Below are 24,051 nucleotides of genomic sequence, written 5' to 3'. Positions count from 1 at the left end.
ACAAATTAAATTCATGAAGATCCCTATTTCAATTCTATTTATTTTCTTTTTCATTTTTGGAAATTCACAAAATACGCAGCCGGCAGATCCGTTTGTGAAAGATAATTTTACAAAGAAAGAAGTTTACATTCCGATGCGTGATGGAACGAAGCTTTTCACCGCAGTTTACATTCCGAAGGATATTTCTAATAAAAACAAATATCCGTTTTTGATGCAGAGAACCTGCTACAGCATTGCTCCATATGGTGAAAATGAATATAAAACCAAGGTTGGTCCGAATCAATATTTAATGAATGACAAATACATTTTTGTATATCAGGACGTTCGTGGACGATATATGAGCGAAGGAACTTTCACGAATATGACGCCTCAGGTAGATCATAAAACGAAAAAAGATGTCGATGAAAGTACCGATATATATGACACAATCGATTGGTTAATAAAAAACATCAAAGATAACAATGGAAAAGTAGGTCAATACGGAACTTCTTATCCCGGTTTTTATACTGCTGTTGGGATTTTGGCGGAACACCCTGCATTAGTTGCATCTTCTCCACAAGCTCCAATTTCCGACTTCTGGAATGATGATTTTCTTCACAACGGAAGGTTTATGTTAGGTTATTTTAAAACATTCCCTGTTTTTGGAGTTCAGAAAACAAAGGCAGAAAACAAAGCTTGGTATTCAGATTCAATGATTAAACCAACATCTGAAGATGGTTTGAAATTTTATAGGGATATGGGCACGTTGAAAGACGGTTACGAGAAATATTACAAAGACAATTTCTTCATGACCGAAATAATGAACCATCCCAACTATGATGAATTTTGGCAAAAAAGAAGTCTTCTTCCTCATCTTAAAAACGTAAATCATGCAGTAATGACTGTTGGTGGTTGGTTTGATGCTGAAGATCTTTCAGGGCCTTTAAATATTTACAAAACCATTGAAAAATCAAGCCCAAAAGCGAAAAACACCATTGTAATGGGACCTTTTTCTCATGGCGGATGGGGACGCGAAGAAGGGAAACACTTCCATAATCAGATCTATTTTGGAGACAGCATTGCAACGTATTATCAAAAAAATGTTGAAACGAAATTTTTCAATCATTATCTAAAAGGAAATACAAAACAGGATGCCGGACTTCCCGAGGCTTTGATGTACGACACAGGAGTAAAACAATGGAGAGAGTTTACGACTTATCCTCCAAAAGAAGGGCAAAAAGTGAATTTCTATTTAGCTAACAAAACATTGAATAAATCTGCAGGACAAGGTTCATCAGAATATTACAGTGATCCAAATAATCCGGTTTTAAGTTCAGATAATCTGAAAGATTTTAATGGATTTACGCCTAGAAATTATATGTCGGAAGATCAAAGATTTGCAGAAGGAAGACCTGATGTCTTGACTTTCACAACCGATGTTTTAGCGGATGACATGACTTTTGCAGGAGAAATTATGGCAAAATTAAATATTGCTTCCACTTCTACAGATGCAGATTTCGCCGTGAAATTAATTGATGTTTATCCTGAAGATTTCAAACCTGTAGAAAAGAAAGACGGTGTGATTTACGGAAACTATCATCAAATGGTGAGAAGCGAAATTATGCCTGCAAAATTTAGAAATTCCAGAGAAAAAGCAGAAGCTTTAGTTCCAAATCAAAAAACGGCAGTGAATTTTAGATTACAGGATGTGGTTCACACTTTCAAAAAAGGACATAAAATCCAGATACAAATAAGTTCAACTTGGTTTCCGCTTTTTGCGATTAATCCACAGAAATTTATGGAAAATTCGAATTTTGCAACGAAAGAAGATTATACGAAAGCGTTTATCAAGGTTTTTGATGATAGTGCGATTGAAGTTGAAGTTTTGAAATAAAATTTAAAAGGCTGTTCAGGATTTGAATAGCCTTTTTTTCTTTAAACTTAACCACTCAGTTTGTCATTCCGTAGGAATCTAAACAAGGATTTTTATAATTAAACCTCTAATAAAAGAGTCTAGATTCCTACGGAATGACAAACTTTGGGGTTAAAATCTTTGCTTCAAAAATTTATTCTTCAATGGTTCTAAAAGTCAAATTCACTCTAGGAATTTTCACTTTTGTCGTCGGAGGAAGTCGATGAAGCCAATTGTCCTGAGTTTCCCCTTTCATTATTAATAAACTTCCGTTTTCAAGAAATATCTCCACCTTTTCTTTGGTAGTTTTATGTTTAAATAAAAACTTCCTTTCTGCTCCAAAAGTTAGAGATGCAATTGCACCATGTTTTTTCAAATCCTTTTCGCCATCGCTGTGATAGGCCATTCCTTCGCTGCCATCGTGATATAAATTCAACAAACAAGAGTTGTAGGTTTCTCCTGAAACCTCTTCGCATTTTTTCTTTAATTCTAATAATTCGGGAGTCCAGGGTTTTGCTAATTTTGTTCGTTTTGAATAGGTATATTCAAATGGTTTTTCTCCAAACCAGCCTACTTTTCTTTTGGTTAAAATTAATTTTCCAAAAATTACCGCTTCATCATTTTCCCATGGAACTTGATTGAACAAATAATCATAATAAAAATCGGATTTTTCCTTGGAGAAAACCTTTCCGTAATAGTGAACGATTCCATCGTTGGGGAGGATATTTAATGGATAATCTGATATATCTTCGAATAGACTCATCATTTTAATAACTTTTAAAACTATATTTTAAACACAAATTACACGAATATTTTTCACAAATAAACACAAACATCTGTGTAAATCCGTGAAAAACTATGGGAGAAAAAATTTAAAGTAAAATAGAATCCTCAGCATAAACATGAGAACTTTCCCAACCAATAATCAACTGCTTTCTTTCACTTCCCCACATATATCCTCCAATATTTCCAGAAGATTGAATCACACGGTGACAGGGAATTAGAAAAGCCACAGGATTGCTTCCAATCGCTGTTCCGACTGCTCGTGAAGCGTTTGGATTTCCAATTTTTTCGGCTAAATTTCCGTACGTTGATAATTTCCCCATTGGGATTGTGAGAAGGCTTTCCCAGACTTTCAATTGAAAATCGGTGCCTTTTAAATGTAATTTAATAGTATTGAGTTTTGTCCAGTCCTGATTGAAAATGGACAAGGCATTTTTCTGAAATCCGTCCTGTTTTTCAAAAAAAGAAGCATTAGGAAATTTATGTTTCAAATTCCCTAATGCTGTTCCTTTATCGTTTTCAAAAGCCATATAACAGATTCCTTTTTCTGTGGAAGCTGTAATTATTTCTCCAAAAGGACTTTCGGAAAAACTATAATTGATGGTAAGGCTTTTTCCTCCATTTTTATATTCTGCCGGAGACATTCCTTCAATTTTCACAAACAAATCGTGTAATCTGCTTGTGCTTGAAAATCCTGTCTCGTAAGCGGTATCAAATAAGCTCGCTTTTTCTTCCTTCAACAAATTTTTAGCATGTTCAAGACTGATGAACTGTAAAAATTTCTTCGGACTTGTTCCTGCCCAATCCGTGAATATTTTCTGGAAATGAGCCGGACTCAAGTGAATTCTCTCTGCCACTTCATCCAAATTCGGCTGAAGTTTAAAATTGCTTTGGATATACTCAATCGCTTTGGCAATTCTTTCGTAATCTATTTGATTTTGTGTGGACATATCATTTTATTTTACCTCACAAATTTCCAAAAAAACCTTTGCAGAAAAAATCCGAATCTTGCGGAATTTTAGTCTTGGTTGATGTGATAATAAGCAAGCATTTTGTAATATAACTTAGCTGCCAAGAATGCACTTGGTTTTGCATAAGGAGAATCCATTAATTCTACAATATCAAATGCTACAACGTTACATTTTTCAAATACTTTTCTTAATAATTCTAATGTCGGATACCATTGTAAACCACCTGGCTCAGGAGTTCCTGTTGATGGAGCAATAGATGGATCAAAAGCATCTAAATCAATAGTGATATAAACGTTTCCTGAAACTTTTTCTAATACGTCATTCACCCAATTTTCATTATTGGCAATTTCATGAGCGAAAAACACTCTTCCTTCCGGTAAATATTCAGCTTCTTCAACATCCATAGAACGAATTCCCACTTGCACTAAGTTATGCTTCTGGTTGGCTTCAAAAACCGCACAAGCATGATTAGAAGTAGAACCGTGGAATTCTGGACGTAGATCTGTGTGAGCATCTAACTGAAGTACAGTCAGGTTTTCATATTTTTCACCCACCGCACGGATCGAACCTATAGAAACAGAATGCTCACCTCCAAAAAGGGTAAATAATTTATCATCATTCTGTAAAAGCTCTTTTGTTTTTTGATAAACAGCTTCTGTCATTGCTTCAGGCGAAGATTTTTCTGTAATTTCTCCAGCTAAATAAACACCTTCCAAATAAGGTTCAGTTCCTGTTTCAATGTCATAAAGTTCCATGTTCTCAGAAGCATCAAGGAATAATTCAGGACCTTTGTCTGCTCCTTTTCCCCAAGTTGAAGTTCCGTCATAAGGAACCGTTACCAATACTACTTTTGAAGCCTCCAATGAAGCATTTTCTTCAGGAATTCCTGCGTATGTTTTCATGTTTTATTTAAAAATTAAATGATTCCTGCAAAGATACAAAGAAGTTGGAAGATGGAGGATTGAAGATGGAAGTTTCTTGATCATCTCATATAAATTCTGCGTCACAATTTTAACTTCAATCACCCGGCTTCAAGCTTCCAGCCAAAATCATTATCTTTATAAAAAAATTCAAAAATATGCCTTTAAAAGCTGTTCTTTTCGATATGGATGGAGTGATTGTAGATACAGAACCATTGCACAGAAAAGCTTATTTCAAAACATTTAACGACCTTGGAATTGACGTTTCAGAAGATCTATACACGTCTTTTACCGGAGCTTCAACGAAAAGGGTTTGTGAAATATTAATCAATCAATTCAATTTAACTCAGACTTACGAAGAAATCGCAAAAACTAAGAGAGATTATTTCAAAGATTATTTTTATAACGATGAAGAATTTGATCTGATTCCGGGAGTCAAACAATTGATCGAACATTACTACGAGAACGGAATTACATTAATTCTGGCTTCGTCTGCAACGATGAATACCATTAATATGGTTTTTGAAAAATTCGAATTAGATAAATATTTTAGTGGGAAAATAAGCGGTGCCGATTTAAAAGAATCAAAACCTCATCCTGAAGTTTTTCTTTTGGCAGCAGAATTAGCAAACCAACCTGTTGAAAATTGTATGGTTATTGAAGATTCAACTAATGGAATTCTGGCTTCTCACAGAGCGAATATTTTCTGTGCGGCGTACAGAAGTCCACATTCTAAAAATCAGGATTATACCTTGGCAAATATTGTGGTTGCAGATTATATTGAACTGGAATTAGATAAAATATCAAAATATTTTTAAACTAGAAATAAAAATTCTGAACTCATATTTATTCAGAAACAGTTTTGTGTAAATTTAGAACGTAATTCAATGCTTAAATTTAATACATGAAAAAAAATGTCTTTCTAATTCTATTTTCACTTACTACATCATGTTTTTTAAGAGCACAGGAAAGCTATAAGCTTGCTGAAAAAGAATTTGATAAAGATAATTATGAAAAGGCAATTACCTATTATACAGAATCTATTCAAAAGAAAGAAGAGGTAGCAAAGTCATATAATTATCGCGGAATGGCCTATCTATATTCTGAAAAAATGTCGGAAGCTCAGAAAGATTTAGAATATCATTTCAACTTGACTCTAATGATTATAGGATATACATCAGTCTCGCGCGTTTTTGTTATCTAACTCAACAATTTGAAAAGGGGTTAGAGTATTATAATGTAGCTTTGGAAAAAGAGCCCAAAAGATATGATCTTTACAACGAAAGAGCAGGTGTAAAAGCCATATTGGAAATGTATACCGAAGCGATTGCCGATGCCGATTTCTCGATAAAAAACCTTCCTAAAGATCATTCTGCCTATCTTAATAGAGGATTTGTTTATTTAAGAATGGGGAAATATGATGAAGCAATAAATGATCTAACGGCATCATTAAAAATTGAGAAAAGCCAAAAAGGATTTGGAAATCGTGGAACAGCTTATGCTTTATCAAAAAAATATGATTTAGCACTTAATGACTTCGATAAGGCTCTAGAATACAATGCAAATGATCCTTTGGTTTTGTACCAGAAAGGAGAAGTTTTATTATCATTGGGTCAAAGAGACAAAGCTTGTGATTATTTTTTAAAAGTTAAACAATTGGGTAACAATGAAATTGATGATATCATTGAAAAGGAGAAATGTCGTAAATAATTCTCCGCGTCAACAAAAAGTAATTTCAATATTTTTGTTGAAAGAAAATAGCCATCAATTTGATGGCTATTTTTATTTATAAACGGGTTAAAACCCGTTCCTATTGATGAGATTGCTTCGTCGCTTTCGCTCCTCCAATGACGGTTTTATTAATATCCTAAAAGTTTCAAAATATCTTCCGGTTCCTGTTTTTCACGGAAAATTTCATATTGGAACTCGCCGTTTTCATCTTTTTGGATCAAAATATGTCTTGGTTGAGGCATCAAACAGTGGTGAACACCGCCATAACCTCCAATTGTTTCCTGATAAGCTCCGGTATGGAAGAAACCAATATATAAAGGCTTCGTATCACTGAAAACTGGTAAATAAATTGCGTTCGTATGTTGCTCAGAGTTATAATAATCGTCTGAATCACAAGTCAATCCACCTAAGAATACTCTTTCATATGTATCATCCCAACGGTTCAATGGAAGCATGATAAAGTGTCTCGAGATTGCCCAAGTATCAGGAAGCGTTGTCATGAAAGATGAATCGATCATATTCCATTTTTCTCTGTCATTCTGACGTTTTTGAGAAATAATTTTATAGATATTTGCTCCGCTTTCTCCAACGGTAAAGCTTCCGAATTCAGTATAAATGTTAGGTTCTTCTACTCCTTCCTCTTCACAGAATTTTTTAATTTGAGAAACGATTTCTTCAACCATATATTGATAATCGTAATCAAACTGCAAAGAAGTTTTGATAGGGAAACCGCCACCGATATTCAATGAATTTACTTCCGGAGCAATTTTCTTCAAACGTGCGTATACACGAAGACATTTGTACAATTCGTTCCAATAATACGCCGTGTCTTTAATCCCCGTATTAATGAAGAAATGAAGCATTTTCAATCTTGCATTCGGGTGTTCAGCGATTTTTTGGCTGTAATAAGGAATAATATCTTTATATCCAATTCCTAATCGTGAAGTATAAAATTCAAACTTAGGCTCTTCCTCAGAAGCAATTCTGATTCCGATATCGAAAGTTGTGTCTATACTTTCTGTAAGTTTATCCAATTCACGGTAATTATCCAAGATTGGCGTGATATTCTCAAAACCGTTATTGATCATATCTGAAATTTTCGCCAGATAATCATCAGTTTTGAAACCGTTACAAATCACTTCGATATCTTTTGTTACTTTTCCTTCCTTGTAAAGTGATTTCACGATATCCATATCGTATGCAGAAGAAGTTTCTATAGAAATATCATTCTTTAGTGCTTCTTCAATTACAAACTTAAAATGGCTGGATTTTGTACAGTAACAATATCTGTAGTTTTTCTTATATTCGGTTTTCTCAAAGGCTTCTTTAAACCAGCTTTTCGCTTTCTGAATATTTTGAGAAATCTTCGGGAGGTAACTTACCTTTAAAGGCGTTCCAAACTTTTCAACAACTTCCATTAAAGGAATATCGTGAAACAACAAATTGTTCTCAGAAACATTAAATTCTTCCGTAGGAAAATACAATGTCTGATCAATAAGTTCCGAGTATTTTATTTTCATTTTTTGACAAGTGAATTAAGAATGCAAAATTGCTAAAAAAGTTTGATTTTTGGGTGTTAAAATTATTATAAATTTCAAGCAATTTTCGGTGAAATTTTAAACCAAATTATTAATATGTAAACTTCCTGATATATTCTTTTCTTTTATCTTCAGAAATCTGCAAAACATTTTGAATATAAAAATCCATTGAGCCATATTTCTTATCAATTTCATCAAAAGCGGCATCAAGATAATTACTTTCAATCCAGCTTAATTTTTCTAAAACTTTTAAATCCATTTTAGGATAAATGAAATGTAAATTATTTGCTAAATTCAGCCTTTTTAGAATTAATTTTTTCCTGAAATTATTGGATAAAAGATAATCGTTGTAAATGGTTTCTTTATCGAATTTTAAGATAGTGAGAATTAACGCTGTAGTAATTCCTGTTCGGTCTTTTCCAGCTGTGCAGTGATAGAGAATTGGTTGGTCAGATTCCAGGATTTCTGTAATAATTTTCTTTATTATTTCCGGATTTTCTGTTACATAATCTTTATAGAAATCCAACATTCTTTTGTTCGCGTCTGAGCCGTTTACTTTTCCTTTTAAAACTAATTTTTTAGCTTGTGACAACTGATCTCCTTGATCTTCAAAAGCAGAATAATTTTTATAGCTTATGTTTTCAGGAAGATGATCCGGTTTTTGAGAAATCTCCTTTGAATTTCTAAGGTCAATAATTTCCGTTATTCCTAATTTTTCCAATTCCTTAAATGAACTGTTTTTTAGCTTATGAAGATCTCCGCTTCGATAAAATTTTCCTTCTTTTAAGGTTTTCCCTTCAGAATTTTTAATATTTCCTACAGTTCGGAAATTGTTTACTTTTTTAATCTTAATTGGGTTTTCTGTTTCTTTTTTACCGTATTCGGGTGTGGAAAACTGCTGTACTTTACAGGAGAAAATACAGAATAATGAGATGATGAGAAATGGTATTTTAATTAGGTTTTTCATTTTTTATTTCCCACTGATTGCACGGATTTACACAGATGTTGTGTTTATTTTAATAGATTAAATTTAAGTTTGGCTAAAGCCAATTGCATTATATTTATTGTGTAAACGGGCTAAAGCCCGTTCCTATTAATGAAAGTACTTGTGTGTATTCGTGAAAAAAATTAGTGTAATTCGTGTTTAAACTATAAATAATTCCTCCCAATAAAAATCAACAAATTTCCTTTTTCATATTCAACAGAAACCTCATCTTCAACAGCAAAATTTCTGGTTCCGATTCTTGAAGTTATACTTAAATTTCCTTTTGTTAGAGGCCAATTCAAACCTTTTGTTGTAATATTTTCAACCGTTGGAAATGGATATAATGAAACCATTTTATTTTTAACGCCTTTTACAGCAAAACTTTTCGGAACAAAATAATATTCCGAAAATTCATCATAAAACTTAATATTTAATTGATCTTTAAAACCAAAAGCAACGGTAAGATTTCCTAAAAAATGATCTTGTTCACCTCCACTTCCGCCTAAAACTTCAACATTTTTAAAATCTTTTTCTACAATAATTTCTAACGCTTTATGAAAATCCGTTTTATCCTGATCTGGAGTGTAGATGAATTTTTCGTCATACACATTCTCATCTGAACCAGAATGCGAATCAAAATCACCGGAAATAAAATCCAGTTTATCTAACGGGAAATTCAGATTCTTTAAATAATGAAAAGCGCCGTCTGTACAGGCAATTAAGCCATAACTTTCTATTTTTGGAAAAGATTTTGGAGGATCTCCATTGATGAAAAGTAATACTTTATCTTTCATTCGGGTTCCAGTATTCTTCCGTTTCGTTGTTGATTTTAGAGATATATCTTGCCAAAACAAAAAGATAATCCGACAGTCTGTTTAGATATTTAATCAATTCAGGGCGCACTTCTTCAGACTCATTTAAGAAAACCAAAGAACGTTCGGCTCTTCTGCAAATTGTTCTGGCTGCGTGTAAAAATGTAGCCGATTTTCCTCCTCCGGGAAGAATAAAATATTGAAGAGGTTCTAATTTTCCTTCAAAAGCATCCATCCAATTTTCCAATTCTTCAACTTCAGTTTCAGAAATAATTAATGGAAGACGCGATTTTCCGTTCGCCAACATCAATTTATCAACCGGAGTGGCAGCTTCCGAACCTACCGTAAACAAATCAAACTGAATTTTTTTCAATTGTTTCAGTACTTCTTCATCCTCGATATGACTTTTAGAAATCCCTATAAATGAGTTAAGTTCGTCTATATTTCCGTAACTGTCGACCCTTGCGCTGGCCTTGGAAACTCTCGTCCCGCCATACAGAGCCGTCTGTCCTTTATCTCCTGTTTTCGTGTAAATTTTCATAGTACTAAAATACTTTATTTTGTAGAATGTAAAAAGTAAAATATCCTGAAATAAACAAATTTCAAAAGTTTTTAGGAGCTATTTGACTACGTCGAATTGGAGTTTTATTTATTTTTGAAGCAATTTCCAGCTTTCCGTTACAATCTTTTTTTTCAAAAAAGGATTTTCTCTGCAATCTGGGCTAGGGTTTTTGTCGAAGTTTAAATATTCGTCATCAAAATTCAATTCTCACTTTAAATAAAATTCTCCATTTTCGCTCAAAACAAAAAAAATGACCGATTAAAAAAATCGGCCATCTTCAAATTATTTATCTACCTCTACATATGTTACATTGTTTGATCTTGTGATGTATCGGATATACATTGAACGAGAAATATTGAATGATATTTTACAACAAAGAAAATATTTTTTAAATGTGAATTTCCTACTGACAAACTGTTGTCATAGCTCGGTCATATCTTTGTATCAACAATAACAAACAAAATTAAAAATTATGTCAACTACAGCAACAATCACAAAGCAATTTATCTCATCAGAACAATTATTAGAGCATTGGCAAGGGCACAGAAACCTAACAAGAAGAGTCATTGAAATGTTCCCTGAAAAAGAATTATTTGAGTTTTCAATCGGCGGAATGAGACCTTTTGCAAAATTGGCAGTTGAGCTGATCAGCATCGGAGGACCTGCTTTAAAAGGAATCGTTAATAAACATGAAGAAGCTTTTAATGAAGAAGCACTCAACCCAAAAACAAAAGAAGAGATCCTGAAAAAATGGGACGAAGAAACTCAAGTAATCAACCAATATTTTAATGAAATTTCGGAAGAACGTTTCCAGGAAACTTTTAATTTATTCGGTCAATATGAATTTCCGGTTTATCAGAATATTTTATATTTCGTTGATAATGAAGTTCATCACAGAGGTCAGGGATATACTTATTTAAGAGCTTTAGGAATTGAACCACCTTTTTTTTGGGAGAGATTTTAGGATCATTAATGCCTTTATTGAAACTAAAATCGCTGATTCAGCACAATATAAAAAGATCAATCATTTCCAAACAAAAAAGCTTTCAGAATTTCTGAAAGCTTTTCGTTTATAATTTAATTTGGAAGAATATTTTTGAAAAACGTAATTATATTTTTCTTGAGCTTTACAAACGTTTCTGAAGTTCCAAATTCTTTGTTGTCATATCCGATCGGGAAACCTTTTTCAACATATTCATTGTTTTTGTTTAAAGTCAAATCTTCAAAATTTTTATTAACCTCACCTAAACTTTCGGTATGAATATCGAGGAATTTTACCGTTGTATTTTTAGAAAAATCTAATTTCTTAATATCAATTGTTTTGACTTCTTTTTTTAAATCAGAACGAAAGGAAAGGTTCATATTTTTCAGATCAATAACTGTCTGCCATTCTCCGGCGTGAATTGAATTTAAAATATTCCAGGCATAATCTACAGGTTTTTGATCGTACTTATAATTTTTCAACATATAGTAAGCACGGTTGTAGCGGTCTTCCCATTTTCCTTGCTGATCAAAATCAAACTTTTCGTTTCCACCTAAAAAATCAAATTTATGAGCAATTTCAAAATCTTTTTTATACTGATTATTACATAAAAGCGGCATTGGCATTTCTTTATCTGTCAATACTTTATATTTTCCATTCAGCAAAGCAATTGTTGCTGTATTTCCTTTTGCATCACTTAAAAAGAAGTGACTTCCGGCTGCATTTGGCCACCAATCGATATTCGGACCTTTATTCAGATTGTCAACCACTTCTTTTACCGATTTATAATTATCCAACTGATATTGAATCCATTGCGCCCAAAACATATTGGATTGTGAGGGATTTACAACTTTTGAAGTCTCTTCAAGATACAATTCAACCAAGAAAAGTCCTTTCTCATTGACTCCATAACAAGGAAAATCGTAACCCAAAAGATTAAAAGTTACCGAACCAAACTTTGAGATCCATTCTTTCGAATATTTTACATTATTCGTTGTAAGATTTTCCCAGCTGATATTTCTTTTCTGAACATCACGTTTATTTACGACAATCATTCCGGGCATTGTTTTCCAGTTTTCATTAAAACCGACTACACAATGGTCTTTTCCTTTTAATAAAAAAGCTGAACAGGCAGAAACTCCAACCGAGTAAACGATTGCGCATAACAACAAACAACGTACTAATAAAAACTTCATGGTTTTGAATAAAATGGTTAAAATATTTTTAAATCTTATTTGAAATTTTGATGACCAATTCTTTAAGGCTTACTTTCAAAGATTCAGGCTCCAGAACTTCTGCATAATCAGCAAAAGTAATCAACCAACGTGGAAATCCATCTTTGATCCAATCGGTTTCGAAGATTAGTTCTACTCCATTTTCTCTTTCAACCTCATCAATCAATCCATAATATTTTTTTGAATTACTGAGATGTCCGATAATTTTTTTATCAACCAAAAGTCTGACTTTAGTTTTATTTCCGTTCGGATTTTGTCTGTAATCGTTGATCTGACCATATTCCTGCAGGAAAGGATTTTGAGTTTTAAAAATCTGTAAAATCCTGTCGACTCTAAACTGTCTGAAATCATTTCGCAACGTACAAAAAGCCATAATATACCAATAATTGAACTCAAAAAAGACACCAACAACTTCAATCGTTCGCATAGAAACTTTGGAATCCACAGTTGCATATTCTAAAGTTATCTGCTTTTTTTCTGCGATACTTTCCAGAATAATCGGAATGATATTTTGAATATTATCCACTGTTTTTGGATGATAATTATAAACATCAATCTGTTTTTCAATATTCTGAATTAAATTTCTATCCGAATATTTTAATACAGAACGCACTTTTTCCATGGCCGTTTGATAATGATTTCCTAAACTTTGATGTAAAAATTTCTGCATCAGTTTTTCTGCTGTAATAAAGCTCAAAACCTCTTCTTTTGTGAACATTACAGGCGGAAGTTTGTAGCCGTCCATCAAAGAATAACCGCTTCCCGCTTCACCAATAATTGGAATTCCGGCATTTTCTAGCGTTTTTACATCACGGTAAATCGTTCTGACGCTGACGTCAAATTTAGCAGCTAGATCTTGCGCTCTGACAATCGGTTTTGATTGTAATTGAGTGAGAATAGCAGTAACTCGATCGAGTTTTTTCAGGTAATGGTCGTTCATTGAGGTTTTGAGCGTTTTAGTGTTTTTAGTGTTTTTAGCGAAAATAATTCCTAATTCCTAATTCCTAATTCCTAATTCCTAATTCCTAATTCCTAAAATTAATTATCTTTAAAAGTATTCATCAGTTTATCAAGATTTAAACTTCTTGCGGAGGCATCAAAAATCTCGCGGTAAGTTCCATTGGTTTGCACCAATTCATTGTGAGTTCCGCTTTCGACTACTCTACCTTTTTTCATCACATAAATTTTATCTGAATCTAAAATTTGAGATAAAGAATGTGAAATAATAATCACAGTTCTCCCTTCTTTTATAGCATCCAAAGAATTTTTGATCTGTTCTGTTGCGATTGCATCTAAGCTTGCAGTAGGTTCATCAAGGAAAATAATCGGAGGGTTTTTCAAAAATAATCTTGCAATGGCAATTCTCTGTTGCTGACCTCCTGAAAGCTGGGTTGCATCGTGCTGATATTGCTGTGGTAAATCTAAAATCTGTTCATGCAAGTACGCCTTTTTTGCAGCTTCCTGAATTTCTTCAAAACTTGCATTCATATCTCCATATCGAATATTATCTTCAATACTTCCCTGAAAAATGTGGTTTTTTTGAAGAACCAAACCTAGATCATCTCTCAGAAAAGTATTATCAAACTCATTTAAACTAACATTATCCAATAAAATTTCTCCGGAATTCGGAAGATAAAATTTACATAAAAGATTAATGATTGTTGATTTTCCGGCTCCACTCAGACCAACCAAAGCGGTTGTTTTACCATTTTCAATTTTCATGGAAACATCATGTAAAGCCTGTGTTCCGTTTGGATATGAGAAGTTGACATTTTTTAATTCAAAATTTCCGATAATTTTATTTTCTACAAAAGTTCCATTTTGTTCTTTTTCGTCGTCTGCATTTAAAATATCAAAATAACCTTCCGCATAAATCATTGCATCATTCATATCATCATAAATTCTGTGCAACTGACGAATCGGAGCCGAAACATTGTTGAAAAGCATGATATGAAGCATGATTGCACCAATTGTCATCTGCTGATCCAACACCAGATAAACCGTTAAAAGAATAATTAAAACCACCCCAAACTGCTCAATAAAGGTCTTTAAACCATCATAAATAAAGTTAGTTTTTCGTGTGAACATCTGACTTTCCATTAACTGCATCTGCAAGTCGTATTGTTTTTTGCCTTCAAATTTTTCACGGACAAAACTTTTGATCACCATGATGGAATTGATCAAATTCAATAAACCTGAGGTTTTCTGCTCACGTTGATTTCTTAATTGTCGACGAACTCCGCCCAATTTTTTTGCCTGTAATGAACTGATATAAAAATAAATAGGAACAATGATCGTAGAAACCAATCCAACATAAACATTTTGCATATACATGATAATCAATGCAATAAACGCGTTGGAAAATAACGGTAACATGTCGATAAAAAAGTTTTGAACTAATTTTGTCAGACTTTCAATTCCTCTGTCTATTCTGATCTGTAGTTTTCCGGACTCGTGGTTTTCATCGTTAAAATAAGCAACCCGATAGGTCAGAATCTTATCAATTGCTGATTGCGCCAAAACCGAACTTACATTAATTCTAATTTTTTCACCATAAAATTTCTGCCCGAAATTGATGAAAATATTTAATAATTCTTTTCCGAGTAAAATAATGGAAATGATGACTAAAACATGAATTCCCTCAGACATTGGATGAGGCAAATGCGTCAGTTTTGTAACCTCATCAACGGTATATTTCAAAACAAGTGGGTTCACCTGCGCTGCGAAAGCTCCTAAAAAAGTAAGAAGTAAAGTCCCGTAAATCATTAAGCGATAAGGCTTAATAAAAGGAACCAATTGTTGATAAATTCCAAATAAAGTAACTGTTCTGTTAAAAGGTTTTGCCATAGGAATTATTTTAACTAAAAAACGCACCGTTTCAAAGAGAAAAGGTACGTTTTATTATATTTTTCAGCAAATGATTGCTCGATTTTAAATTTTATCTTTTAAACTTCCATCATCATTGATGTATTTAAATTGATGATTTTGATTTATAATTTTTCCTCCTATATCAAAAAAAGGTTGCCACATTGAACACCAATCTTCAATATCATTTTCTTTTGGAGTATCCCAACGAATTACTGTTGAGAGTTCATGTATTTTTAAATCAATTATAACTCCATATTCATTATCAAGAAAAACTTTCGTTCCTATATTAAAATCTTTGTCAATATTTGAATTATCAGTCATTAATTATCCCGCGTAAATATAAGTTGTAAGATAATGCAATTCTGATTTACTTGCCTCCTGAGATTCGACTTTTGCCTGTTCTAAAGAATATTGAGAATTAATTTCTTTCCTCTGGAAAACAAAAGAATTATTTGCATTTTTATCCACAACATCATTGAAAATGTGTTCAATTTCAGAATTTGCTAATGATGCAAAGCTGATATCTTCAAAACCATACATTAATCTCAAATCATCAAATTGAGCAAAGTTTTCATCAACAAAACCTTGAAACTGAGATTTTGAATCGAAATTTCCTGCCCAAATATTGTAAGCGTAGGTTTTCTTTTTCGGTTTGTCTAAAATACTCTGATAAACGAAGTTTTCACCAAGATAAGCTTCTCTTACCTGCGGATCATTGGCTAGTTCTTCGGGAAGTCCTTCTTTTAGGATCTTTCCTTCGAACATAATGTATGTTTTATTGGTAATCGCCAGAGTTTGCTGAACGTTGTGATCCGTAATTAAAATTCCGATGTTTTTATCAACCAAGCTTCTTACGATCTTCTGAATATCTTCAACAGCAATCGGGTCAACCCCCGCAAATGGCTCATCCAAAAGGATAAAATTCGGACTTGTTGCCAAACAACGCGCGATTTCCGTTCTACGTCTTTCTCCTCCCGAAAGAAGATCACCTCTGTTTTTACGGACATGCTGTAATGAAAATTCTTCAACCAATTCGTCGCATTTCATCTGCTGTTCGCGTTTTGAAAGGTTGGTCAACTGTAAAACTCCCATAATATTTTCTTCCACCGAAAGTTTTCTGAAAACCGATGCTTCCTGAGCCAGATATCCGATTCCTTTTTGCGCTCTGCGGTACATTGCATCGGTTGTAATTTCCTGGTTTTCTAAGAAAATTTTTCCTGAAGTGGGCTTAACCAAACCAACAATCATATAAAACGATGTGGTTTTCCCTGCTCCGTTCGGACCAAGTAAACCAACAATTTCTCCCTGCTGAACCTGTACAGAAACGCCTTTTACAACTTTTTTTGGACCGTATTCTTTGATTAAGTTTTCTCCTCGTAAAATCATAGTGGCAAAGATAAAGTTTTTTTGAATTCAAATTTTAGATTAAAGATTGTGTTCAAAAGTTTTATGATTTTTTTAATAAATGTTTCGACGGGCTTAGGATTGCACAGTTGTTAGATATTTCATAAAAAAACACCTCAAATTGAGGTGTTTTTCTTATATAATTACTTTTGATTATTTATTTAAAAGAATCGCAGCTTCTTTAGCAAAATAAGTAAAAATCATGTCTGCTCCTGCTCTTTTGAAGCATGTTAAGCTTTCGATAATCGTTTTATCGTTATCCAGCCAACCGTTTTGAGCTGCAGCTTTTACCATTGCATATTCACCACTTACATTATAAACGGCAATCGGAAGATCAATAGCTTCGCGAACTTTAGAAACAATATCAAGATAAGGAAGTCCCGGTTTGATCATAATGATATCTGCACCTTCTTCAATATCTTTAAAAACTTCATTTAATGCTTCACGAGAGTTATGAAAATCCATCTGATAGGTCTTTTTATCCTTTGGAATTTCTACATCATCTGTCGGAGCACTGTCTAAAGCACTTCTGAACGGTCCATAAAAAGAACTTGCATATTTTGCAGAATAGCTTAAAATTCCAACATCTGTAAATCCGCTGTCTTCCAAAGCCTCACGAATTGTTAACACTCTTCCATCCATCATGTCACTTGGTGCCACAATGTCAGCTCCGGCTTCGGCATGTGACACAGACATTCTTGCCAATGCATCGTTGGTCGCATCATTTACGATTTTTCCGTTTTCAATAATTCCGTCGTGACCGTAAATTGAATATGGATCTAAAGCAACATCAGGCATTACGATCATGGCAGGAACAGCATCCTTAATCGCTTTAATCGTACTTTGCATTAAACCATCTTTGTTCCAAGCTTCTTTTCCGGTGTTGTCCTTTAAATGATCAGACACTTTCATGTACAGATTGACAGCTTTTACTCCTAAAGAAAATAATTCCTTACATTCCTTCACCGTTAAATCTATACTTCGCCTGAAAATACCCGGCATCGACGGGATCGCTTCTTGCTTGTTTTCGCCCTCCATTACGAAGATCGGCATTACAAAATCGTCAGTTGTAAGGATACTTTCTCTTACCAAGCTTCTCATAGATTCATTAACTCTAAGTCTTCTATTTCTTGAATGTATCATTTTGGAATACTTTTTGAATAAGTTTCTGCAAATTTAGTATAAGTTCTATAAAAAAATATTGCAAGTGATTATAGAATTATTTACTTTTGTTATGAAATACCTAGAGAAATTATAATTTGATGAAAAAACTTTTACTTTTATTTCTATTTATAGGCACTTTTGTTGGATTTTCCAACAATTTTAAAGCTCAACTGAGAGAGCCTGGTTCCATTTCGCAAAAAGCAGATGATGGTGTACTTGTTGCCTATCCGAATCCTGCGAGGGATTTCCTTGTCATTAAGGCAAAAGACTCTTCTTTAAGAGTTAAGAGCGTAACTTTTTATTCAATTTTGGGTACACAAGTTGCTAATTACGCTGTAAATATGAACTCGGGAGAGATCAATATTGAAAAATTGAAACCCGGAAAATATTTAATTCGTTACATTTTAAGCGATAATACCCAAAAGGTTACTCAAATCGTAAAACAATAAAATTTAAATCCTGATAATCATCAGGATTTTTTCTTTTAGATTAATTCTGTTTCAATTATTCCGTAACTTTCGGGATATTTTTATACTAACTATAGAAAAACAAATTAATGCTAAAAGCTGAACATATTACGAAGACCTACAATGCAGGTAAAAAAACAGCATTGGATGACTTCAGTATACATGTCCCGACAGGGAGTATTTATGGTCTTCTAGGGCCAAACGGAGCAGGGAAAACTTCCTTCATTCGTATCATCAATCAAATTACTCAAGCTGATTCCGGAGATGTTTTTATTAACGGAGAAAAGCTTAATCAAAATCATATCAGAGATATCGGTTACATGCCTGAAGAAAGAGGTTTGTATAAAAACATGACCGTTGGCGATCAGATCCTTTATTTTGGAGAATTAAAAGGAATGACCAAAAATGATGCTTTAAGTGAAGCAAAAAAATGGTTTGAAAAACTGAACATCGATCAATGGTGGAAGAAAAAACTGTCTGAACTTTCAAAAGGAATGGCTCAGAAAATTCAGTTTGTAGTAACTGTTCTTCACAGACCACACCTTTTGATTCTGGATGAACCCTTCTCTGGTTTTGATCCTGTGAATGCCAATTTGATCAAAGACCAAATCATCGAGCTTAAAAATAACGGAACAACTATTATTCTTTCGACTCACCGAATGGAAAGTGTGGAGGAAATGTGTGATTATGTAGCATTGATCAATAATTCTAAAAAAATTATTGACGGAAGAGTCTTCGACGTAAGAGAAAAATTCAAGAAAAACATCTTCGGAATTACCCTTTCTGAGGTAAGTGATCATCAATTTGATATTTTCAAAAACAAATACGAGATCTTTAATTATACCAATGAAAATAATCTGATTTCTTTCGATCTAAAGAATGAAAATGATCAGAACAACATTATTTTAGATCTTGTAAATGTTGGAAAAGTGAGATCGTTTGACGAAAAAATTCCAAGTATGAATGAAGTATTTATTAATGCCGTAAGCAACAACTCTTAATTATGAATAATATTTTTTTAATTACAAAAAGGGAATTTCTTACGCAGGTTAAGAAAAAATCCTTCATTATATTAACTTTACTGGCTCCTGTTATGATCATTGCTTTTGGAGCAGTTATCGGATTAATGTTTAAGGCTAATGAATCGCACAGCATTATTGAAGTTGTTGATAAAAGCGGATTATTCAAAGATCAGTTAAAATCAAATGATAAACTTAATTATGTTTTTGTTTCTGCGGCTGATGAAAAGTCGAAGATCAATAACTTAAAAGGGAATGAATCTTTAGACGGGATTTTAATCTTACCGGAATTGAGCGGTCAAAATTATGATGATCTTGAGAAAAATTCAAGGTTGGTTATTAATTCTAAAATTGGTTTTGATACAAAGCAGAGAATCATTTCTGATATTACTAATGTTATCAAAAAAGAAAAGATCAAACAATTAGGAATTGCTGAAACTCAACTTGATAATCTTGATAAAGGTTTTACTTTAAAAACAATCAATGTTTCAGAAAATAATAAAGAAGATTCTGATCTTAGTTTCGGCGTGAAAACGGGATTGAGCATGGTTTTAATGTACGTTACGTTCATGTTTATCCTTATTTATGGTGTGAGAGTGATGAGAAGTGTTTTAGAGGAAAAAAACAACCGTGTTGTGGAAATTATCATCTCTTCTGTGAAACCATTTGAATTGATGATGGGTAAAATTTTGGGGGTAACAATGGTTGCTTTGACCCAGTTTATTATCTGGATTACAATGTCGGTTATCGGAGCGTTGGTTTTAAATACAGGTTTTAATTCAATACAAAAAAATATTCCCGGCGGAAATGAAGAAATGATGAGTAAACTGGATATTGCTCAGATTGCAACTCAGGTTTCTCACAGTTTATTGGAGCTTAATTTCCCTTTGATCATCGGTGTATTTATCATATATTTTCTTTTAGGATATATTTTTTACAGCTCGATTTATGCAGCAATTGGTTCTGCGGTTGATAATGAAACAGAAACTCAGCAATTCACCTTATTTGCAATTTTACCACTAACATTGGGAATGTACGGAAGTTTTTCTTTAATGAATAATCCTGACGGACCATTAGGTTTTTGGTTATCAATAATCCCTTTCACATCACCTGTTGCAATGATCGCCAGAATTCCTTTTGGAGTTCCTATTTGGCAGTTAGCCTTATCGATTGTGTTATTATTGGGAACAACGGTTTTCATGATATTCCTTGCAGGAAAAATCTACAGAGTAGGAATTTTGATGTATGGAAATAAAGCTACGTTGAAAGAGCTTTGGAAATGGGTTAGAGGATAAAATCATCATCTGAATATCAAAAATTATAAAACAAAAATCCCGAGAATTAAAATTCCCGGGATTTTTTATGTTTCTTATGAAATCTTTTTATTCAAAGATGTAGCTTATTTTAGCACTAAGAACTTGTTCAGATTTACCTTTTGTACTTCCGAATGGCTCATTCTTAAGACCTGGATAGGTATTAGAAATACCAAAGTCATAGTTTAAAGCAAATTCTAACTGTCTTTTGTAACTATATCCTACACCAATTCCTACACCAAAGTTAAAGCTTGCTGCTTTACCGTTTACTCCAGGAAGACTAGGATCAGTAACGTCCGGATCGTAATAAGGTCTTGTTACAGGAGCGTTTTTAACTTTCTGACTAATTAAAAAATTAAATCTAGGTCCTGCCATTGCAAAGAATTCTGATTCAGCTTCTGAAAAATATCCTTTGAAATAAATAGGAACACTGATGTAATTATTTGCGTAAACAGCGTCATAACCATCTCTTCCTTTACCATCCTTATCCTTTCCTGTTTCTCCGGCTCCGTAATATAAAACCTCAGGCTGTAAGAAAAACTGGTTTTCTTTTCCCATTGGAATTAAAGCTAAAGCTCCGGCCTGAACCGTAAATCTAGGACCTGAAGGGTTGTGAGCATTTTTTACTCTGGCGTAATTACCTCCTGCAGTGATACCGAATCTTGTGCTACTGAAATCGATCTGGGCGAAAGATAACGTAGAAAGTACCAATGCTGAGGTTAATAAAAGTTTTTTCATATGTTGGGTTTTATAATTAAGCTAAAATTTTCGCTACAGTTGCACCGATATCAGCAGGAGAATCTACAACGTTGATTCCGTTTTCTCTCATAATCTCCATTTTTGCCTGAGCAGTATCTTCATCACCACCTACGATTGCACCAGCGTGTCCCATAGTTCTACCTTTAGGAGCAGTTTGTCCAGCGATAAATCCTACAACCGGCTTAGTAGATCCACTAGCTTTGTACCATCTTGCAGCTTCAGCTTCAAGACCACCACCGATCTCACCGATCATAACAACAGCTTCAGTTTCCGGATCGTTGATGAATAATTCTAACGCTTCTCTTGTAGTAGTTCCAATGATTGGGTCACCACCAATACCGATAGCCGTAGAAACACCGAAACCAGCTTTTACAACTTGGTCAGCAGCTTCATACGTAAGAGTTCCTGATTTTGAAACGATACCTACTTTCCCTTTTTTGAAAACGAAACCTGGCATAATACCAATTTTAGCTTCTTCAGAAGTAATGATTCCCGGGCAGTTTGGTCCGATCAATCTACAATCTCTGTCTGCGATGTAAGATTTTACTTTTACCATGTCTGCTACAGGAATACCTTCAGTAATACATACGATCACTTTAATTCCAGCTTCAGCAGCTTCCATGATAGCATCTGCAGCAAATGCAGGTGGTACAAAAATGATACTTACGTTTGCTCCAGCTTTTTCAACAGCATCAGCAACAGTATTAAATACAGGCTTTCCTAAGTGCTCGCTACCTCCTTTTCCTGGAGTAACACCACCTACTACGTTTGTTCCGTATTCGATCATCTGACCTGCGTGGAAAGTACCTTCGTTACCTGTAAATCCTTGTACAATTACTTTAGAATCTTTGTTTACTAAAATTGACATTTTATTGTTGTTTTAATTTATTTTTATTATTCTATTAATGCTCACAAATTTACTTATTTTTCTTTGATTTTAGATAAAACCTTAACAATTGTTTATTTGAGATTTCTCAGTTTTACCTCTTTTTTCAAATAAGTTTTAAAATCTTCCGCAAACATTCCGATATAAGTACCTTTTTCAAGATCTCTGTTAACTCCGGTTTTACCTAATAATACAGATCCGTCAGCTATTTTATTACCGGAAGCGATACCAACCTGCCCCCAAAGTGTCACTTCATTTCCTATCACACAACATCCTGCAATTCCCACTTGTGAAGCAATTAAACATTTTTTTCCGATAACAGTATCGTGACCGATCTGGATTTGATTATCCAAAACAGAACCTTCTCCGATAACCGTAGAATCTGTAACACCTCTGTCAATTGTACATCCGTTTCCGATTTCTACATTGTTTTCAATAACAACATTTCCTACAGAGATCAGACGATCGAAATTTCCGTTTAATTTTCTGTAATAAAAAGCATCACCTCCTAAAACAGTGTTTGACTGAATAACTACATTGTCACCAATAACAGTTCTGTCACCAATGACAACATTCGGAAAAATAAGTGTATTCTTCCCAATACTAACATTATTTCCAATAACAGCGGTACGATGGATTTTTGTACCCTCTCCTATTTCAACATCGTGAAGTTCTTCTGTGAAGTTATATATTCTCGTAAAATGAGTATTGATCTTATTAAAATCTCCGAAAGGATCTTCGGAAACCAACAATGCTTTGCCTTCCGGACATTCAACTTCTTTATCAATTAAAATAATTGTCGCTGCTGAATTTAAAGCTTTGTCGTAATATTTTGGATGGTTTACGAAAACGATATCGCCCGGTCTCACCATGTGAATTTCATTAGTTCCTAATACTTCAAAGTCTTCAGAGCCAACAAATTTTGATCCGATAAGATCAGCAATAGTTTTCAGTTTTTGTGGTTGATGAAACGTCATATTTTTAAATGATGTTTAAATTTTATCAACCGTGTCAAGGTTTAAAACCTTGACACGGTTTTTAAATTCGGTTCTATTTCCGATCTTATTTAATTGGATTTTATCCAATTCTCTGTTAAGTCGTCCCTACGGGACTCCAAAGTTTTTACAAAAACAAAATTCGGAATGCTAGTGCAAACCGAATTTATGTAAATTTTATTTAAAATTATTCTTTTACTCTTTCTAAGTAAGAACCATCTTCTGTACTTACTTTGATTTTGTCTCCTGCTTCAATGAACAGAGGAACCATTACTCTTGCTCCTGTTTCAACAATAGAATTTTTAAGAGCGTTCGTTGCCGTATTTCCTTTTACTCCCGGATCAGCTTCGATAACTTCTAAGTAAACAGATTGAGGAAGTTCTGCAGACAAAGGCGTCTCATCAGCTTCCTTTAAAATGATAGTAACTTCTTCACCTGCTTTCATCAGATTAGAGTTTTCAATCATTTCTTTGTTCAAATATAATTGAGAGAAATCTTCATTGTTCATGAAGTGGAAACCATTCTCATCATCATAAAGATATTGGAATTTTCTTGTAATTACTTTTACCTCATCAATTTTGTGACCTGCAGAAAACGTATTATCCAATACCTTTCCGTTAGTTACTGACTTTAGTTTTGTTCTTACGAAAGCAGGACCTTTTCCTGGCTTTACGTGCATAAATTCAACTACCTTGAAAATATCGTTACTGAATTCAATGCAAAGTCCTTTTCTTATATCGTTACTTGTTGCCATTAATTTTATATT

Annotated in this window: 24 protein-coding genes and 1 pseudogene; 8 read left to right on the top strand and 17 right to left on the bottom strand. The window is 33.6% G+C overall.

What is annotated here, in order from left to right; translation table 11 throughout:
* Nucleotides 1-13: 13 nt before the first annotated feature.
* A complete protein-coding gene (locus SB689_RS11760) occupies nt 14-1,873 on the top strand; it encodes a CocE/NonD family hydrolase (protein WP_410692335.1) in 1,860 nt (619 codons plus the stop codon).
* Between the two features lie 172 nt (nt 1,874-2,045).
* Here the strand turns inward: SB689_RS11760 and SB689_RS11755 are convergent, their stop codons facing one another.
* The 3 genes from SB689_RS11755 to speB all read right to left on the bottom strand — a co-directional run bounded on the left by SB689_RS11755 (nt 2,046) and on the right by speB (nt 4,547).
* Nucleotides 2,046-2,654, bottom strand: coding sequence for an alpha-ketoglutarate-dependent dioxygenase AlkB family protein (locus tag SB689_RS11755; protein WP_410692682.1), 609 nt, complete (start codon nt 2,652-2,654; stop codon nt 2,046-2,048).
* 109 nt (nt 2,655-2,763) lie between these two features.
* On the bottom strand, nt 2,764-3,624 hold the full coding sequence (locus tag SB689_RS11750; protein WP_410692334.1) for a bifunctional helix-turn-helix domain-containing protein/methylated-DNA--[protein]-cysteine S-methyltransferase: 861 nt from the start codon (nt 3,622-3,624) through the stop codon (nt 2,764-2,766).
* Between the two features lie 68 nt (nt 3,625-3,692).
* Nucleotides 3,693-4,547, bottom strand: a complete 855-nt coding sequence (speB, locus tag SB689_RS11745) for an agmatinase (RefSeq protein WP_410692333.1) — start codon at nt 4,545-4,547, stop codon at nt 3,693-3,695.
* 176 nt (nt 4,548-4,723) lie between these two features.
* On the opposite strand from speB, the gene SB689_RS11740 reads away from it, so the two are divergent.
* From SB689_RS11740 to SB689_RS11730, 3 genes are all read left to right on the top strand, one after another.
* On the top strand, nt 4,724-5,383 hold the full coding sequence (locus SB689_RS11740) for an HAD family hydrolase (RefSeq protein ID WP_410692332.1): 660 nt from the start codon (nt 4,724-4,726) through the stop codon (nt 5,381-5,383).
* Nucleotides 5,384-5,469: 86 nt separating this feature from the next.
* A complete protein-coding gene (locus SB689_RS11735) occupies nt 5,470-5,769 on the top strand; it encodes a hypothetical protein (protein ID WP_410692331.1) in 300 nt (99 codons plus the stop codon).
* 41 nt (nt 5,770-5,810) lie between these two features.
* Nucleotides 5,811-6,275, top strand: coding sequence for a tetratricopeptide repeat protein (locus SB689_RS11730; RefSeq protein ID WP_410692330.1), 465 nt, complete (start codon nt 5,811-5,813; stop codon nt 6,273-6,275).
* Between the two features lie 149 nt (nt 6,276-6,424).
* Here the strand turns inward: SB689_RS11730 and SB689_RS11725 are convergent, their stop codons facing one another.
* The 4 genes from SB689_RS11725 to SB689_RS11710 form a co-directional block, all read right to left on the bottom strand.
* A complete protein-coding gene (locus tag SB689_RS11725) occupies nt 6,425-7,816 on the bottom strand; it encodes an arginine decarboxylase (RefSeq protein ID WP_066755691.1) in 1,392 nt (463 codons plus the stop codon).
* Nucleotides 7,817-7,925: 109 nt separating this feature from the next.
* Nucleotides 7,926-8,801, bottom strand: a complete 876-nt coding sequence (locus SB689_RS11720; RefSeq protein WP_410692329.1) for a tyrosine-protein phosphatase — start codon at nt 8,799-8,801, stop codon at nt 7,926-7,928.
* A 182-nt stretch (nt 8,802-8,983) separates the two neighbouring features.
* Nucleotides 8,984-9,613, bottom strand: coding sequence for a thiamine diphosphokinase (locus SB689_RS11715; protein WP_410692328.1), 630 nt, complete (start codon nt 9,611-9,613; stop codon nt 8,984-8,986).
* Nucleotides 9,603-10,172 (bottom strand): cob(I)yrinic acid a,c-diamide adenosyltransferase, encoded by a 570-nt coding sequence (locus SB689_RS11710; RefSeq protein ID WP_066759734.1) that lies wholly within the window; start codon nt 10,170-10,172, stop codon nt 9,603-9,605. The genes SB689_RS11715 and SB689_RS11710 overlap by 11 nt, the downstream gene beginning before the upstream one ends.
* 493 nt (nt 10,173-10,665) lie before the next feature.
* Here SB689_RS11710 and SB689_RS11705 point away from each other — a divergent pair, with 493 nt between their 5' ends.
* Nucleotides 10,666-11,157 carry a DinB family protein gene (locus SB689_RS11705; protein WP_410692327.1) on the top strand — a complete coding sequence of 164 codons (492 nt, stop codon included), beginning with the start codon at nt 10,666-10,668 and terminating at the stop codon, nt 11,155-11,157.
* Between the two features lie 113 nt (nt 11,158-11,270).
* Here the strand turns inward: SB689_RS11705 and SB689_RS11700 are convergent, their stop codons facing one another.
* The 6 genes and pseudogenes from SB689_RS11700 to hemB form a co-directional block, all read right to left on the bottom strand.
* A complete protein-coding gene (locus tag SB689_RS11700; protein ID WP_410692326.1) occupies nt 11,271-12,371 on the bottom strand; it encodes a linear amide C-N hydrolase in 1,101 nt (366 codons plus the stop codon).
* Between the two features lie 28 nt (nt 12,372-12,399).
* On the bottom strand, nt 12,400-13,350 hold the full coding sequence (locus SB689_RS11695; RefSeq protein ID WP_410692325.1) for a helix-turn-helix transcriptional regulator: 951 nt from the start codon (nt 13,348-13,350) through the stop codon (nt 12,400-12,402).
* 98 nt (nt 13,351-13,448) lie between these two features.
* Nucleotides 13,449-15,176, bottom strand: coding sequence for an ABC transporter ATP-binding protein (locus tag SB689_RS11690; RefSeq protein WP_410692681.1), 1,728 nt, complete (start codon nt 15,174-15,176; stop codon nt 13,449-13,451).
* Between the two features lie 165 nt (nt 15,177-15,341).
* Nucleotides 15,342-15,599 carry a hypothetical protein gene (locus SB689_RS11685; RefSeq protein ID WP_410692324.1) on the bottom strand — a complete coding sequence of 86 codons (258 nt, stop codon included), beginning with the start codon at nt 15,597-15,599 and terminating at the stop codon, nt 15,342-15,344.
* Nucleotides 15,600-15,938: 339 nt separating this feature from the next.
* Nucleotides 15,939-16,664: pseudogene (gene lptB / locus SB689_RS11680) on the bottom strand (LPS export ABC transporter ATP-binding protein); the annotation flags it as partial.
* A gap of 171 nt (nt 16,665-16,835) precedes the next feature.
* Complete coding sequence (gene hemB / locus SB689_RS11675) at nt 16,836-17,825, bottom strand: porphobilinogen synthase (protein WP_410692323.1); 990 nt, start codon at nt 17,823-17,825, stop codon at nt 16,836-16,838.
* Nucleotides 17,826-17,944: 119 nt separating this feature from the next.
* On the opposite strand from hemB, the gene SB689_RS11670 reads away from it, so the two are divergent.
* The 3 genes from SB689_RS11670 to SB689_RS11660 all read left to right on the top strand — a co-directional run bounded on the left by SB689_RS11670 (nt 17,945) and on the right by SB689_RS11660 (nt 20,627).
* Complete coding sequence (locus tag SB689_RS11670) at nt 17,945-18,295, top strand: T9SS type A sorting domain-containing protein (protein ID WP_410692322.1); 351 nt, start codon at nt 17,945-17,947, stop codon at nt 18,293-18,295.
* Between the two features lie 107 nt (nt 18,296-18,402).
* Complete coding sequence (locus SB689_RS11665) at nt 18,403-19,314, top strand: ABC transporter ATP-binding protein (RefSeq protein ID WP_410692321.1); 912 nt, start codon at nt 18,403-18,405, stop codon at nt 19,312-19,314.
* Between the two features lie 2 nt (nt 19,315-19,316).
* Nucleotides 19,317-20,627, top strand: coding sequence for an ABC transporter permease (locus SB689_RS11660; protein ID WP_410692320.1), 1,311 nt, complete (start codon nt 19,317-19,319; stop codon nt 20,625-20,627).
* Nucleotides 20,628-20,714: 87 nt separating this feature from the next.
* On the opposite strand, the gene SB689_RS11655 is transcribed toward SB689_RS11660, so the two are convergent.
* From SB689_RS11655 to efp, 4 genes are all read right to left on the bottom strand, one after another.
* Nucleotides 20,715-21,383, bottom strand: a complete 669-nt coding sequence (locus tag SB689_RS11655) for a porin family protein (protein ID WP_410692319.1) — start codon at nt 21,381-21,383, stop codon at nt 20,715-20,717.
* A gap of 16 nt (nt 21,384-21,399) precedes the next feature.
* Nucleotides 21,400-22,272, bottom strand: a complete 873-nt coding sequence (gene sucD, locus SB689_RS11650; RefSeq protein WP_054510282.1) for a succinate--CoA ligase subunit alpha — start codon at nt 22,270-22,272, stop codon at nt 21,400-21,402.
* A gap of 92 nt (nt 22,273-22,364) precedes the next feature.
* Nucleotides 22,365-23,267: an LpxD N-terminal domain-containing protein gene (locus tag SB689_RS11645; protein WP_410692318.1), complete on the bottom strand. Its 903-nt coding sequence runs from the start codon at nt 23,265-23,267 to the stop codon at nt 22,365-22,367.
* 205 nt (nt 23,268-23,472) lie between these two features.
* Nucleotides 23,473-24,039, bottom strand: a complete 567-nt coding sequence (gene efp / locus SB689_RS11640) for an elongation factor P (RefSeq protein WP_410692317.1) — start codon at nt 24,037-24,039, stop codon at nt 23,473-23,475.
* Nucleotides 24,040-24,051: the final 12 nt, after the last annotated feature.

It is taken from the genome of Chryseobacterium sp. SIMBA_038 (assembly GCF_046535115.1).
GTDB lineage: Bacteria > Bacteroidota > Bacteroidia > Flavobacteriales > Weeksellaceae > Chryseobacterium.
Note: the sequence above shows the minus strand (reverse complement) of the source record. Positions and strands in the feature narration are given on the sequence as shown.